Consider the following 14,008-nt stretch of genomic DNA (forward strand, 5'->3'; position numbering starts at 1 on the left):
AGAAACATGAGTAAACATCTCCAGCGCGAGGGAATCTGGAACACCATCATTTCATATGCCGGCATCGTGATCGGCTATGTGAACACGATCCTGCTTTTCCCGAACTTTCTGGAAGAGGAGGAAGTGGGCCTCACCCGCCTGCTGATCCAGATCTCGGTGATGTTCGCGCAGTTCTCGGCGCTCGGCTTCGTGAATATGAGTGTGCGCTACTTCCCCTATTTCCGGGACAAGGGCAAGGAGCACCACGGATTCCTGTTCCTGCTGCTGGCTATACCTGTGCTGGGCTTTGGTGTTATATCGGGCCTATTCCTGCTGTTCAAGCCGGTCGTGGTCGACTACTACATCGAGAACTCCCCCCTCCTGCTCGATTACTATTACTTTGTGATCCCGCTGGCCTTTTTCACGCTGCTCTTCAACCTGCTCACGGCCTACCTGCGCTCGCTATTCAAGACCATCATATCGTCCTTCGCCCAGGATTTTCTGCTGCGCATCCTCACAACGGTGCTGATAGGTCTTTATGCCTTTGACTGGATCGATTTCAGGCAGTTCGTGTTGCTCTACATTGTTATCAATGCCACGATCACGCTGACGCTGGCAGTGTATGCGCTGTGGCTGAAGCAGTTGTTTTTGCGGCCACGCCTGGCCGCGCTCAGCATTGTACCGCTGCGGGAAATGCTCTACTATGGCTTCTTCACTTTCCTGGGCAACATTTCGGTAACCATTATCACCACAGTCGACCAGATCATGATCAGCTCATACAGCCTGGGCGACAATGGGGTTTATACCACCGCTTTCTTTATCACCAGTGCCATTATGGTGCCGGCCCGCTCAATCTTCAAGATTGCCTTTCCGCAGGTGGCAGAGTACTGGAAGGACCAGAATATGACAGGTATGGCAAGCCTCTACAAGCAGGTCACGCTTATCAACCTCATCGTTGGCTTGCTGCTGTTTATTGGCATCTGGGCCAATATCGACAACCTGTTCTCGTTTATGCCGGAAACCTACCGGGCAGGCAAGTATGTGGTGCTGTTCCTTTCCATGGCCCGCATCATCGACCTGGCCACAGGTATAAACGGCATTATTTTGGCCACTTCCGAAAAATATCGCTGGGATTTGCTTTTTAACGTGGTGCTGGCGGGCCTTACGATCTGGACGAACTATGTTTTCATTCCGCTCTACGGCATCAACGGAGCGGCCCTCGCTTCGATGATCTCGTATGTGACGATCAACCTGTTGCGTCTGTTCTTTGTGCAATGGCTCTACAAAATGCAGCCTTTCGCCTGGAGTTCTGTGACCGTGACAATTATTGCGGCCGTAGCGCTGGGCGCCTCATACCTGCTGCCCTTTCTCGGGAATTTATACCTGGATATTGTGGTGCGCTCCCTGATCATCACCGCCATTTACGTGGGCCTGATGCTTGGCCTGAAGGTATACCCGGCTATGAACGAATGGCTGCTGAATTTCGTCCGCAGACAAGCGTAGCGGATTCCTGAAAAAATTATTGACAAAGGAATCCTTTGACAAAGGACTTTTCAGGGTATGGCTGGATGATGGTAGAAACGTGCGTGAGGCTCTCTCTATACTTCTCTTGGTATGATACCTAAGCCTGCCTAGTAATATGTTCAGTCAGAGGTGACCTTTGTCTAACGGCTTTCCCAAAGCTCATAGGTAAGCAAGCTTTCGAAATTCCTTTGTCACAAGGTCTTTTGTCAAAATATCAAGAAAACTAATAGCCGGTCGTGAGGTTAAAGTCTTCTACCTTTGAATCGAGCACTTTGCCGTTTTCGCACTTGAGTACGCGGTGCGGGTAGCGGTTGATGATCTCGTAGTTGTGGGTAGCCATCAGGACGGCCGTGCCACTGTTGTTGATCTCGTTGAAGAGCTGCATGATGCCGTCGGCCACGATCGGGTCGAGGTTACCGGTCGGTTCGTCGGCCAGCAGGATGACCGGCTCGTTGAGGAGCGCGCGGGCCACCACAATGCGCTGCTGCTCACCTCCGGACAATTGGTGTGGCAGTTTGTTGGCAGCGGCATCGAGTCCTACGCGCATGAGCACTTCTGTGATGCGCTGCTTGCGCTTCGACTTGTCTTTCCAGCCAGTCGCTTTCAATACAAAGGCCAAATTCTCCGCCACCGTGCGGTCAAAGAGTAACTGGAAATCCTGAAACACGATGCCGATCTTGCGGCGCAGGTAGGGCACCTGCTTGCGCGGAAGCTTGCTTAGCTTAAAATCGGCAATGTGACCTACGCCAGTTTGGAGCGGCAGGTCACCGTAAAGGGTTTTGAGCAGCGAGCTTTTACCGCTACCGGTGCGCCCTACCAGGTATACGAACTCCCCTTTGTCAATGTCGAAGTTGACACTGCTTAGCACGGTGTTCACATCCTGGTATATAGCCACGTCACGCAGTGACACCACAGGGGTAGAAGAAGAAAAGCTCATAAGATATTAAATGTCTAGTTGCTGCAGTTTACCAAACTCAAGGGACTCAATCAGCGCAGCCAGTGCCTCTTCTTTCCCCTCCAGCCCGTAGCGGTCCAGGTTCTTGAGTGGGCGGTCTGCCCTGAAATAGGCAATCAGCACGAAATTGTCGTCGCGCAGCTGAATGTAATCCGGAATTTTGGCTTTGCCCTTTACTTTGATGATGTACATCTTCTTTTGAATGAATAATGAGTAATGACTAATGAATAGTTGTCAAGTATATAATGAGTAATGATTAACGGGAAATAATGTTTTAAGCTTTCGCCCCAGACACTATTCCCAGTTAATCACTACTCATTATTCATTAGTCATTACTTATTTCCTTTGGCGTGGTCAGCTAGGAATTTCTGCAGGCCGATGTCAGTCAGTGGGTGGTTCAGCAGACCGGTGATCACAGACAGCGGGCAGGTTACCACATCGGCACCCAGCTCAGCGCACTGCACCAGGTGCATCACGTGACGCACAGAAGCCGCCAGTACTTGCGTCTGGTAGCCGTAGTTGCCGTAAATGTGCACGATCTGCTCGATCAGCTGCAAACCATCTGTTGACACGTCGTCCAGACGGCCTACGAACGGAGACACATAAGTAGCACCTGCCTTGGCAGCCAGAATAGCCTGACCGGCAGAGAACACCAGCGTGCAGTTGGTTTTGATGCCGCGCTCGCTGAAGTGACGGATCGCCTTCACGCCTTCGCGCGTCATCGGCACCTTCACCACGATGTTCGGGTGCAGTTCAGCCAGCAGTTCGCCTTCGCGTACCATGCCGTCGAAGTCCGTTGCGATCACTTCGGCGCTGATGTCGCCATCCACGATCTCGCAAATCTGCTTGTAGTGCGCCATCACGTTGTCGTGACCGAAGATGCCTTCTTTGGCCATCAGCGATGGGTTGGTGGTAACACCGTCGAGCACACCGAGGTCGTGCGCTTCCTGAATTTCCTGCAGGTTTGCAGTATCAACAAAGAATTTCATAATGCTGAGGATGTAGATTTTCCTACAAATCTAACGCAATATGCCCTAAGTCAAAAGACATTGTATAAAAGATGCGGGACAATTGAGGTATAGGACCTCTGAGACGGGTTAACCTACTGCCGGACAGAGTTTAGGAAAGGTCATGGCGGGGCTAAAACAAAAGACCGGCAGAGGGCCGGTCAGAAAAGTATGGGCAAAAAAAAGTGGCAAACCAACATCGCGCCGCATCAACCATCTACCCTTGCTGCCTTCCGGCCCTGGGGGAGTTCGACGGGAGCTGGCCGTGCCGATTTGCCGTTACAAAGGTACGAAGAATCCCTTTCGGTGCAAGCATATTCTAAAGAATTATCCATTACAATTACCAGTGAGAGCCAATCGCCCTACTAATCAGGTTGTTTAGTTTTTTGATCGCCTATACCTATGGTGAGAGGGGAGGAAAGGCTTCGCGGCGTCTTCCAGACACGCGAGTGTCTGGTTAGCTGTTTAGGTATAGCTTGCCTGAACCAGGATTTACAGAATTAGTGGATTTGCAGGATGCCTGTGCACGAATGTCATCCCCCTGCCCCCTTCTCTGTCGAGGGCCCCTCCCCCCAGGCGGGGAATCACCTCCCCTAACCCCTCCTAATAACAGGAGGGAGACTTTCTGCTGCTACCAATTCACAGGTATAGGCACTGTAGTTCCTGTTTTGCTATACCGGGTCCAACCACCCCTAACCCCTCCTTGTCTAAGGCGGGGAATCCGTAACTGCCATCCCTCAGGTATATGCATCACAGTTACTGCCACACAACGCTGGCAAGTATAGCAAGATTAACTTGCACGCTGGCTATGAAACGAATCGCACTTGCCAGGTGCACCGATGACGATTTTGTGTTTGAGCGGTCAGCGAGTTTAAAATCGTCTTGATTTTTTTGCTTACTTTTTTCATCAAGGAAAAAAGTGAGTGCCCGCCGCACAGCGAAGCTATGCAATAGAAAAGGTGGCTATACCTGTAAGCCAGGCCTACGCCAGTTGTAAATTGGCCAGCGCGCAAACCACTAGTTGCGCTATCGCTAAACCTGTGGTACGATGCATGGGTGCAGCTATACCTATACCTCGTCCAGAGGCCCCACCAAAGCAGACAAGAGCGTAAACGCTTCCGCCGCCATACCACACGCCTTCCAATTCAACACAAAACCTCACCTTCGACACCTCTCTCAAAACATATCTCCCCTATTTTTGGCAAAAAAGCCTAATACACCTTACCTTTGCGCATGCCAGAAAAAATACTGATTCTCGACTTCGGCTCCCAGTACACCCAGTTGATCGCAAGACGGGTGCGCGAGCTAAATGTATATTGTGAGATTTACCCTTACAATAATGTTCCGGAACTCACGGAAGATGTCAAAGGCGTTATTCTATCGGGCAGCCCCTGCTCGGTGCGCGACAACGAACACCCAACGATTGACCTGAGCCAGTTCATGGGCAAACTCCCGCTACTGGGCGTGTGCTATGGCGCGCAGCTGATCGCCTACGAGCACCAGGGCGAAGTAACCCCTTCCACCATCCGCGAATACGGCCGTGCCAGACTCACGGAGCTGCACACCGCTAACCGCCTGATGAAAGAACTCACACCGGGTTCGGTGGTGTGGATGTCGCATGGTGACACGATCAAAGAAATTCCTGACAATTTTGAAGTAATAGCCAGTACGGAAACTGTGCGTGTGGCTGCTTACAAGCTGCGTGACCAGGAAACCTACGGCATTCAGTTCCACCCAGAGGTTACCCACTCCGACGAAGGCAAAACCCTGCTCCGCAATTTCGTGGTACACATCTGCGGTTGCAAGCAGGACTGGACGTCTGAGCAGTTTGTAGAAGCGACTGTAGCCGACCTGAAGCAGCAGTTGGGCAACGACAAAGTGGTACTCGGACTTTCAGGCGGCGTGGATTCGAGCGTGGCCGCTATGCTGATTCACGAGGCGATCGGTAAGAACCTGTACTGCATCTTTGTGGATAACGGACTGCTGCGCAAAGACGAGTTTGAGAACGTGCTGGACTCTTACAAGCACATGGGCCTGAACGTGAAAGGCGTCGACGCTAAAAACAGATTTTATGACGCACTGGCCGGCATCTCCGATCCGGAAGGCAAACGCAAGGCCATTGGCCGCGTGTTCATTGAAGTGTTCGACGACGAGGCACACAAAATAGAGGACGTGAAGTGGTTGGCGCAGGGCACCATCTACCCGGACGTGATCGAGTCGATGAGCGTGAAAGGCCCTTCTGCTACCATCAAGTCGCACCACAACGTGGGCGGTCTGCCGGACTTCATGAAACTGAAAGTGGTAGAGCCGCTGAAGGCGCTCTTTAAAGACGAGGTGCGTCTGGTAGGCAAAACCCTGAAAATCGACGACAACATCCTCGGCCGTCATCCTTTCCCTGGTCCGGGTCTGGCGATCCGTATCCTGGGCGATATCACACCAGAAAAGGTACATGTATTGCAACAGGTAGACCACATCTTCATCAACAACCTGAAAAAGTCAGGTTTGTATGACGAGGTATGGCAGGCTGGCGCTATCCTGACGCCGGTGCAGTCGGTAGGTGTAATGGGCGACGAACGTACATACGAAAATGTGGTTGCCCTCCGCGCCGTAACGTCCATAGACGGCATGACAGCGGACTGGAGCCGTTTGCCGTATGAGTTCCTGGCTGATGTATCGAACGAGATCATCAACAAGGTAAAAGGCGTAAACCGCGTCGTATACGACATCAGCTCGAAACCACCAGCTACCATCGAGTGGGAGTAATTTAATGGAGTGATTTAGTGATTGAGTGAGTTAGTGATTGGTTAAATTGTTAAATGGCTGAATTGTTGATCTGGTTTCAACGAAGCTGCCGTTAGGTAGCGTGTAGGTTCAGTCTTTGATTTGATTGAATTAATCACTCACCAAATCAACAATCACTCATTCGCTAAATCACTCAATCACACAATCAAAATAAAACAACATGAAAAGAAGCTTACTGAAGCATGCAGCGGGTTTGCTGCTCGTGGCTGCATTTGCGCTGCCTGCACAGGCCCAGCAGGATTTCAGCACCACCTACAGCAATGGCAAGGTACTGATAGAACAGGAGCGTTACGACAAGGCCATGGCCGAGCTTTTGCCTATCACGCAGGCTGGTCCCAAAAATCAATACGCTCCCGAAGCTTCCTACCTCTATGCCGTAGCCGCACTCAAGGCGAACAAGTTGCCCGAAGCCCGCCGTATGCTCCAGCAGTTGCAGGGGCAGCACCCGAACTGGCCTAACCAGCCCGAAGCAAGTTACCTGCTTGGTAATGTGCTTTTCGAGCAGGGTGATTACGAACAGGCGCTGGCTGAACTGAACAGCATCCGATCGTCCAAACTGCAGGCCGACGCCGAGAATCTGAAGCGGCACTACCTGATGCGGATCACAGACCGCGCAACCTTTGAGCAGCTGCTGCAACGCTACCCGGACGACAAAGCCGTGGCCCAGACCTTTGCCGATAAGCTGCTGGCTGGCTGGTACCGTCCTGAGGACAAAAATACCCTGGAAGACATTGTATCGAAGCACCGCCTAGACCGTAACCGATACCTGAGCGCCAACGCCATGCGCAAGCAGGCTTACAATGTAGCTGCTCTCCTGCCGTTTCAGCTGGACCAGGACCTGGGGCAGGCAGCACGCAAAAACCAGTTTGCCACGGACCTTTACGCCGGCATGAAGATGGCGCAGGACTCCCTTAAGCGACAGGGCATCAACATCAACCTGTATGCCTACGATGCTGGCACGGATACAACTGCTGTAAAAGGTCTCCTGGAAACTCCGGAGCTGAAGGGGATGGACCTGGTCATTGGCCCCGTTTACAGGTCATCGGCCAAAATTGCCGGTCGCTTTGCTGCCCAGAACAACGTGAATGTGGTCAATCCACTTTCCCAGGATCTTGAAGTGGCCGGTCAGAATCCGAATGTCTTCCTGTTTGAGTCCTCGGTGGCAACGCAGGCGCGACAGGCTGCTACTTACGCTTACAATACGTTTGAGCCAAAAACGGCTATCATTCTGTACGAAAACACCAAGGATGACATCGCCTTTAGCCAGTATTACCGCGAGCAGTTCCTAAAGCTAGGTGGCAAAGTGGCGGCCTATAAAAAAATAAGCTCTGCACAGAGCGCTGCTACTGCCGCCGTTTTTAAGGAATTGAAACTGGAAGGTATAGGCCATCTGGCTGTCTTCTCCGACCAGATGACGGCTGCTGCCAATACAGTCAGCACGCTGCAGTCCAGAGCGGCCACTCTCCCACTGGTTACCTTCGAAAACTGGCTGGGGATAGGCCAACTGACGCTGCGCCAGTTAGACGACCTGGAGATCTACTTTGTCAATCCGAAATACATCGACCAGATGAGTCCGGCAGTGCAGCATTTCCGCAAAAGGTATGCCGCCAGGTATAACATGCCACCCTCGCCGTACGCGTATGCTGGCTTTGAGATGATGTATTACTTCGGAACCTTACTCCAAAACTACGGATCGCGCTTTAACCTGGCACTGGGTTCAGAGGGCCTCAGACCGGGTGTCTTCTACAAAGGGATCGGGTACACAGACCGCGCCGCCCAGAACGAAGTGCGTCGCGACAACCAGTTTATCCCGATCACTAAACTCGAGAACCTGCAACTGACGGTCGTGAATCCGGTCTTTTAAGGCTTTCGACATCACAAATCAGGGTATAGCACCCTGCTCAAATTATTTCATTCACTATCTAAGAACTCAGCATTATGAAAATAGCGCCAATCAGCGAAGAACTTTTCCAGCGTGCACAACACTCCATACCAGGCGGGGTAAACTCCCCTGTTCGTGCCTTCAGAGCCGTGGGCGGCAATCCACGCTTCATGGTTTCAGCCAAAGGGCCCTATATGTACGACGAGGACGGCAACCGCTACATGGAGTTTATCAACTCCTGGGGGCCTATGATCCTGGGACATGCTGCTGAAATTGTGCAGGAAGCGGTGCAGCAGGCTATACCTAACTCCCTCTCGTTTGGTGCCCCTACCCGCAAGGAAATCGAGATTGCGGAGCTGATCGTGGACATGGTGCCATCGATTGAGAAAGTGCGCATGGTAAACTCCGGTACGGAAGCCACCATGTCGGCAGTGCGTGTGGCCAGAGGCTATACCGGCCGCAACAAAATGATCAAGTTCGAGGGCTGCTACCACGGTCACGGCGACTCTTTCCTGATCGCTGCCGGCAGCGGTGCCATTACGCTTGGCGTGCCGGACAGCCCGGGCGTGACGCAAGGCGTAGCCGCCGACACACTCACAGCGCCATTCAACGATCTGGAAGCTGTTAAGACGTTGGTAGAAGCTAACAAAGATCAGATAGCAGCCATCATCCTGGAACCGGTTGCCGGCAACATGGGCTTGGTGCTGCCAGAAGCTGGTTTCCTGCAGGGTTTACGCGACCTCTGCACAAAAGAAGGCATCGTGCTGATATTTGATGAAGTGATGACAGGTTTCCGTCTGGCTCCAGGCGGAGCGCAGCAGCTGTTCGGTGTTACGCCGGATATGACCACACTGGGCAAGATCATCGGGGGCGGTATGCCAGTAGGCGCTTACGGCGGAAAGAAAGAGATCATGAACTTTGTGGCGCCAGCCGGACCAGTATACCAGGCAGGCACGCTCTCCGGCAACCCGATCGCCATGTCGGCAGGTATGGCCATGCTGCAGTACCTGCATGCGCACCCGGAGGTATACACGAACCTGGAGCAGACTACATCCAAAATGGTGAACGGGATGAAGCAGAACATGCAGGAACTGGGCATGAACTTCACGATTAACCACGTGGGCTCCATGTTCAGCATTTTCTTTACCGAGCAGCCTGTTACAGATTTCGAGAGTGCTAAAACATCGGATACGGCTCTGTTTGGTCGTTACTTTAACGCTATGCTGCAGCGCGGCGTATACCTGGCCCCTTCGCAGTACGAGTCGCTGTTTGTGTCTACAGCCATTACGGACGAGTTGGTACAAGAGTACCTCAAAGCTAACAGTGAGGCGTTAAAAGAGGCTTTACTGAGATAAGCTATACCTTCATAATAAGAGAAAAAAGACGGCAGTTCAGAAATGGGCTGCCGTCTTTTTTCTTGCTATACCTATCATACCTACAAACAAGGTATAGCTTCACCCTCTAGACTCAATCAACCATTCAACAATCTAATAATTTAGCAATTCAACAATTTAACAATACAGCAATTCTCTAATCCAACAATCAACCATTTTGCTTACTTTTACAGTCATAACATTGCACCCCATGATTCTTACAGATAAGCAGATTTTAGCTGAGATTGAGAAAGGCACCATCCTGATTGAGCCATTCAAGCGCTCCGGCCTTGGCACCAACTCCTACGACGTACACCTGGGCCGCTACCTGGCCACTTACCGCGACGAAGTGCTCGACGCCCGTCGTCACAACGAGATCGACGTGTTTGAGATACCCGAAGAGGGATTTGTCCTGCAACCCAATACGCTATACCTGGGCGTGACACTGGAGTACACGGAAACCCACGCACACGTGCCTTTCCTGGAGGGTAAGTCAAGCGTAGGCCGCCTGGGTATCGATATCCATGCGACGGCCGGAAAAGGCGATGTAGGCTTCTGCAATACCTGGACACTGGAGATCTCCGTAACGCAGCAGGTGCGCGTATACCATGGCATGCCGATTGGGCAGCTGATTTACTTTGAGGTAAAAGGTGGCATCGAGAACTACTACAACAGCAAGGCAAACGCTAAATACAACAACCGCACGACCAAACCCGTTGAGTCGATGATGTGGCGGAACGAGTGGTAAAATCCAAAATAAAATTAAAAAAAGAGGTCAAATGGTTCGCTATTTGACCTCTTTGGCATTATTTCTGTACTATATAAGTCAGAATTCGACACTGAAGATTCAGCGAAAAAAATTTTAAATACCGGAATCATTTACAGACAACCCGCGTTTTAAAACTACGCTGCCTCAGAAACGAAATCTGGAAAAGCATTGAAAACACCAAAAACACTACAATTATGAAAAAGCTACTGGCAATAACATTTATGGTATTCGGAACTGTATTCGGCGCATTCGCTACAGGTAATAATGTAACTGTTGTTGCTGAGAAGCGTGCCAATCACCTTTCTGAGCAGATGATTCGTGAACTACGTCTGAACAACTACCAGGCGAATAAGGTTAGAGAAATCAATCTGGATGTAGCAGCCCAAATCACTGAGATTGAGCAGAAGCACGCCGGAAATGAGCAGTTGATTGCGGAGAAGTGCAAAGATGTGCTGGCCGTACGTGACCTGGAGTTTGAAGATATCCTGAGCACTGTGCAGTACAACGACTACTTCGGCGATCGCAAAATGTACTCTAAGGTTGACCGTGAGTTCGTCTCAACTCTGAGCGAGCAAGACTCTCAGAACATGGCCACTAACGAGAAAGCCGATAAAAACGTAATTGCCTCTAACGCAAACTAGTCCGATCCAAATTCTTTAAAAGCATAAAAGCCACCTCTTGAGGTGGCTTTCTTATTTATAGCTAGTTATTTTCCTTTTTGCGTTCTGTTTCCACGTGGTTCATCAGGTCCTCGCAAAGGGCGCGCATCTTGTCGGCCATTACTTTGTCGCTGGTGGCAGTGGCGATGCTCTGAGCCATGGCTCCGATCGTATCAATATAGAAATACTTCATTTCGTCGATCGGCATGTCCTTCGTCCACAGGTCAATCTTCATCGTACCTGCTTCGTCGCGGTCCCACAGGGAAATGTTGATGGCTTTGGCAAAATGGATCTTTTCGCCTGCGTCGGTGGCTCTCCAGCTAATGGCCTCCGGTACGCGCTGCTCGTCAAGCGCTATGCTAAAGTATATCTCAGATTTCTTCATTTTCTTTTCTTTTTAAACTTTGTGCTATATATATCTCGTACTATGCTTGAATAATAAAACCAAGTACAAAGTTACGCGATGCGCTACGGAATAAAAACCTTCTTCTTTCTTTTTAGCCTGACCGTCCTTTCAGGATGCGCCAGCTTAACCTCATCCATCAAAAAACCGAAACTCTATACTGTTGCTTTTTATAATACGGAGAAGCTGTACGATACCCAAAACGACCCTAAAACAGATGATGACGGCTTCACACCAGGCGGCGTCATGCAATGGGACCAGGAAAGGTATAAGACAAAAATACGCCATGTTGCGCAAGTGATTGAGACCATCGGAGGCAAGGGCGGCCCTGACATCATCGGACTTTCTGAGGTGGAAAACCGCCAGGTGCTGGATGACCTGGTGAAGTCCTCTCCGCTTCGTAAGCGCCGCTACGGTATCATCCACTTCGACTCTCCAGATCCTGAAGGACTCGATGTGGCCATGCTTTACAACCCCAGAGTGTTCAAGCCGACTTCGCAGACTATCTTGCCCATCAGGTTTTCAGAGAGGGGATTCGCTTCGCGTGGCATCCTGCAGGTGAAGGGCACCCTGGCTGGTGAGCCCGTAACGTTGTATTTGAACCACTGGCCGGAAGACCGTGGCAGCGCGGCCCTGGGGGCAGCCCGCAGGCGCGACGCGGCGGCTGAACTCCGTAGACAGGTGGATGCACAGCAGAAGGCAGACAAGAACGCCAAAATCATCGTGCTGGGGGACTTTGCAGACGAACCTAATGCTGTGAGTGTGGAGAAGGTATTAAGGGCTACTGGCCGCCCTAATCCGGCTTATCAGAATGAGCTTTTTAACACGTTCTACCTGTGGTTTGTGCAGGGGAATGGCAGTTACCATACCCGCAACGACAACAAGATGCGTGACCAGATCATGGTTTCCAAATCAATGATAAATACGCAAGCTGGATTGCATTATGTACACGGATCGGCCCAGATCCATGACCCCGAGTTTGCCAAGTTCACGTTCGGCAGGTATAAGGACACGCCCCGCCAGACCTGGTCGCATACCTTATACCTGGGGGGCTATAGCGATCACTTCCCGGTGTACATCAAATTACAGCAGTAGGGCGGGCGGGGTGAGAGCTGTAATTAATGTTCTTGGCCTGCCTTTCAATAAGTAATAGGGTATATTTAAACAATAGCCTTACAATACCCTGCCCTCGCTCGCCTCTGGCGAGTGTGAGCTATCCCGCGGACTCTTGCCGCTTGCAATCGGTAAAACTAATTGCCCTGCATTTTTTTGTTTCTGACGGCACAGGCGGCGGGACGCCACCAAAAAACTCACACTCGCCAGAGGCGAGCGAGGGAGCTAATTGGAATCAGATTTTTCCATGCTGTCGAAATGACAACAGGGACTTATTCCCTGAAAATGAGTTTATCGGTACACCCCTAAAAACAGGAAAGGCGAACCAAAACGGTTCGCCTTTCTGCATTAGGAGAAATTATCTTCTTATACGTAATTGTTCAGCATTACAGGCATCACCAGCATCAGAACATTTTCATTATCTTCATTTGCAAGCGGCATCAGCAAACCTGCACGGTTTGGAGTGGACAGTTCAAACGAGATTTCGTCTGCGTCGATGTTGTTGAGCATCTCGATCAGGAACTTGGCGTTAAAGCCGATTTCCATGTCTTCGCCGTCGTACTGGCACGTCAGGCGCTCGTTCGCCTCGTTCGAGAAGTCCAGGTCTTCAGCAGATACCTGCAGTTCGGAGCCTGACAGCTTCAGGCGAATCTGGTGCGTGGTTTTGTTCGAGTAGATGGAGATACGGCGCACAGAGCTCAGCAAAGCGGCACGGTCAATCACCAGTTTGTTCGGGTTCTGCACCGGAATCACGTTCTCATAATCCGGGTAGCGCTCGTCGATCAGACGGCAGATCATGCGGATGTTGTCGAAGCTGAAGAAAGCGTTGGATTGGTTGAACTCCATACGCACGGCAGTGGCTTCAGAAGGTAGCGTAGACTTCAGCAGCGTGAAGGCCTTGCGCGGGATGATCAGCGATGCTTCCTGGGCCGTAGCGATGTCCGTACGGCGGAAACGCAGCAGACGGTGACCGTCTGTGGCGACGAACGTTACGTTATCAGTGCGCAGTTGCACGTAAATGCCCGTCATGGCTGGACGAAGCTCGTCGTTGCTCACTGCGAAGATGGTCTTGTTGATGGCACGGGCCAGCACGTTAGACGGGATCTCGATGGCGCTGCCACCTTTCACCACCGGTACACGCGGGAAGTCGGTGGCGTTCTCACCAGAGAGTTTATAACGTCCGTTTGAGGAGCTGATCTCGATGGTATAGGTCTCTTCGTCGATGGTGAAGGTTACCGGCTGGTCTGGCAGGTTCTTCAGCGTCTCGATCAGGATCTTGGCAGGGGCAGCAATGCGGCCACTCTCCTTAGCCTCTACCTGCAGTTCGGTGATCATGGAAGTCTCCAGGTCACTGGCTGTGATGGTCAGGGTGCTGTCGTTGATCTCGAAGAGGAAGTTTTCGAGGATAGGAACCACCGGATTGTTGGTTACTACACCGTTTATGCTGGCTAACTGCTTCAAAAGAGCAGAGGAAGAGACGATAAATTTCATTATGTAGAGCTATAATGTTATTTGGACAAAGTTAAAAAATTTTCGCATTTA

12 protein-coding genes and 1 other RNA gene are annotated in these 14,008 nt (G+C 51.2%); 7 read left to right on the plus strand and 6 right to left on the minus strand.

Features of this window, described 5'->3' with window-relative positions; genetic code table 11:
* The first annotated feature begins 6 nt into the window (after positions 1–6).
* On the plus strand, positions 7–1,482 hold the full coding sequence (locus tag IEV97_RS17020; RefSeq protein ID WP_188502696.1) for a lipopolysaccharide biosynthesis protein: 1,476 nt from the start codon (positions 7–9) through the stop codon (positions 1,480–1,482).
* Between the two features lie 244 nt (positions 1,483–1,726).
* Here IEV97_RS17020 and IEV97_RS17025 read toward each other — a convergent pair whose 3' ends face one another.
* The 4 genes from IEV97_RS17025 to ffs form a co-directional block, all read right to left on the minus strand.
* Positions 1,727–2,440, minus strand: coding sequence for a cell division ATP-binding protein FtsE (locus IEV97_RS17025; protein ID WP_188502697.1), 714 nt, complete (start codon positions 2,438–2,440; stop codon positions 1,727–1,729).
* 6 nt (positions 2,441–2,446) lie between these two features.
* Positions 2,447–2,650 carry a hypothetical protein gene (locus IEV97_RS17030; protein ID WP_007654512.1) on the minus strand — a complete coding sequence of 68 codons (204 nt, stop codon included), beginning with the start codon at positions 2,648–2,650 and terminating at the stop codon, positions 2,447–2,449.
* 140 nt (positions 2,651–2,790) lie between these two features.
* Entirely contained in the window at positions 2,791–3,447 is a 657-nt protein-coding gene (gene fsa, locus IEV97_RS17035; RefSeq protein ID WP_007654513.1) for a fructose-6-phosphate aldolase, read from the minus strand.
* Between the two features lie 200 nt (positions 3,448–3,647).
* An RNA gene (gene ffs / locus IEV97_RS17040) (signal recognition particle sRNA small type) lies at positions 3,648–3,745 on the minus strand.
* A 953-nt stretch (positions 3,746–4,698) separates the two neighbouring features.
* On the opposite strand from ffs, the gene guaA reads away from it, so the two are divergent.
* From guaA to IEV97_RS17065, 5 genes are all read left to right on the plus strand, one after another.
* Positions 4,699–6,228 carry a glutamine-hydrolyzing GMP synthase gene (gene guaA, locus IEV97_RS17045; RefSeq protein WP_188502698.1) on the plus strand — a complete coding sequence of 510 codons (1,530 nt, stop codon included), beginning with the start codon at positions 4,699–4,701 and terminating at the stop codon, positions 6,226–6,228.
* 199 nt (positions 6,229–6,427) lie between these two features.
* Positions 6,428–8,131: an ABC transporter substrate-binding protein gene (locus IEV97_RS17050; RefSeq protein ID WP_229734007.1), complete on the plus strand. Its 1,704-nt coding sequence runs from the start codon at positions 6,428–6,430 to the stop codon at positions 8,129–8,131.
* A 74-nt stretch (positions 8,132–8,205) separates the two neighbouring features.
* Entirely contained in the window at positions 8,206–9,504 is a 1,299-nt protein-coding gene (gene hemL / locus IEV97_RS17055; RefSeq protein ID WP_188502699.1) for a glutamate-1-semialdehyde 2,1-aminomutase, read from the plus strand.
* A gap of 229 nt (positions 9,505–9,733) precedes the next feature.
* Complete coding sequence (dcd, locus tag IEV97_RS17060; RefSeq protein WP_188502700.1) at positions 9,734–10,270, plus strand: dCTP deaminase; 537 nt, start codon at positions 9,734–9,736, stop codon at positions 10,268–10,270.
* A gap of 215 nt (positions 10,271–10,485) precedes the next feature.
* Positions 10,486–10,932, plus strand: a complete 447-nt coding sequence (locus tag IEV97_RS17065) for a DUF4890 domain-containing protein (protein ID WP_188502701.1) — start codon at positions 10,486–10,488, stop codon at positions 10,930–10,932.
* A 61-nt stretch (positions 10,933–10,993) separates the two neighbouring features.
* Here IEV97_RS17065 and gldC read toward each other — a convergent pair whose 3' ends face one another.
* Positions 10,994–11,335 carry a gliding motility protein GldC gene (gldC, locus tag IEV97_RS17070; protein ID WP_188502702.1) on the minus strand — a complete coding sequence of 114 codons (342 nt, stop codon included), beginning with the start codon at positions 11,333–11,335 and terminating at the stop codon, positions 10,994–10,996.
* A gap of 78 nt (positions 11,336–11,413) precedes the next feature.
* On the opposite strand from gldC, the gene IEV97_RS17075 reads away from it, so the two are divergent.
* Positions 11,414–12,448, plus strand: coding sequence for an endonuclease/exonuclease/phosphatase family protein (locus tag IEV97_RS17075; protein ID WP_188502703.1), 1,035 nt, complete (start codon positions 11,414–11,416; stop codon positions 12,446–12,448).
* Between the two features lie 384 nt (positions 12,449–12,832).
* Here IEV97_RS17075 and dnaN read toward each other — a convergent pair whose 3' ends face one another.
* Positions 12,833–13,957: a DNA polymerase III subunit beta gene (dnaN, locus tag IEV97_RS17080; protein ID WP_116544585.1), complete on the minus strand. Its 1,125-nt coding sequence runs from the start codon at positions 13,955–13,957 to the stop codon at positions 12,833–12,835.
* Positions 13,958–14,008: the final 51 nt, after the last annotated feature.

The organism is Pontibacter amylolyticus (assembly GCF_014638845.1).
Taxonomy (GTDB): domain Bacteria; phylum Bacteroidota; class Bacteroidia; order Cytophagales; family Hymenobacteraceae; genus Pontibacter; species Pontibacter amylolyticus.

Bases quoted from the DNA above. Each gene is read 5' to 3' on its own strand.
- IEV97_RS17020 (WP_188502696.1), top strand. From the start codon at position 7: ATGAGTAAACATCTCCAGCGCGAGGGAATCTGGAACACCATCATTTCA.
- IEV97_RS17025 (WP_188502697.1), bottom strand. From the start codon at position 2,440: ATGAGCTTTTCTTCTTCTACCCCTGTGGTGTCACTGCGTGACGTGGCT.
- IEV97_RS17030 (WP_007654512.1), bottom strand. From the start codon at position 2,650: ATGTACATCATCAAAGTAAAGGGCAAAGCCAAAATTCCGGATTACATT.
- fsa (WP_007654513.1), bottom strand. From the start codon at position 3,447: ATGAAATTCTTTGTTGATACTGCAAACCTGCAGGAAATTCAGGAAGCG.
- guaA (WP_188502698.1), top strand. From the start codon at position 4,699: ATGCCAGAAAAAATACTGATTCTCGACTTCGGCTCCCAGTACACCCAG.
- IEV97_RS17050 (WP_229734007.1), top strand. From the start codon at position 6,428: ATGAAAAGAAGCTTACTGAAGCATGCAGCGGGTTTGCTGCTCGTGGCT.
- hemL (WP_188502699.1), top strand. From the start codon at position 8,206: ATGAAAATAGCGCCAATCAGCGAAGAACTTTTCCAGCGTGCACAACAC.
- dcd (WP_188502700.1), top strand. From the start codon at position 9,734: ATGATTCTTACAGATAAGCAGATTTTAGCTGAGATTGAGAAAGGCACC.
- IEV97_RS17065 (WP_188502701.1), top strand. From the start codon at position 10,486: ATGAAAAAGCTACTGGCAATAACATTTATGGTATTCGGAACTGTATTC.
- gldC (WP_188502702.1), bottom strand. From the start codon at position 11,335: ATGAAGAAATCTGAGATATACTTTAGCATAGCGCTTGACGAGCAGCGC.
- IEV97_RS17075 (WP_188502703.1), top strand. From the start codon at position 11,414: ATGCGCTACGGAATAAAAACCTTCTTCTTTCTTTTTAGCCTGACCGTC.
- dnaN (WP_116544585.1), bottom strand. From the start codon at position 13,957: ATGAAATTTATCGTCTCTTCCTCTGCTCTTTTGAAGCAGTTAGCCAGC.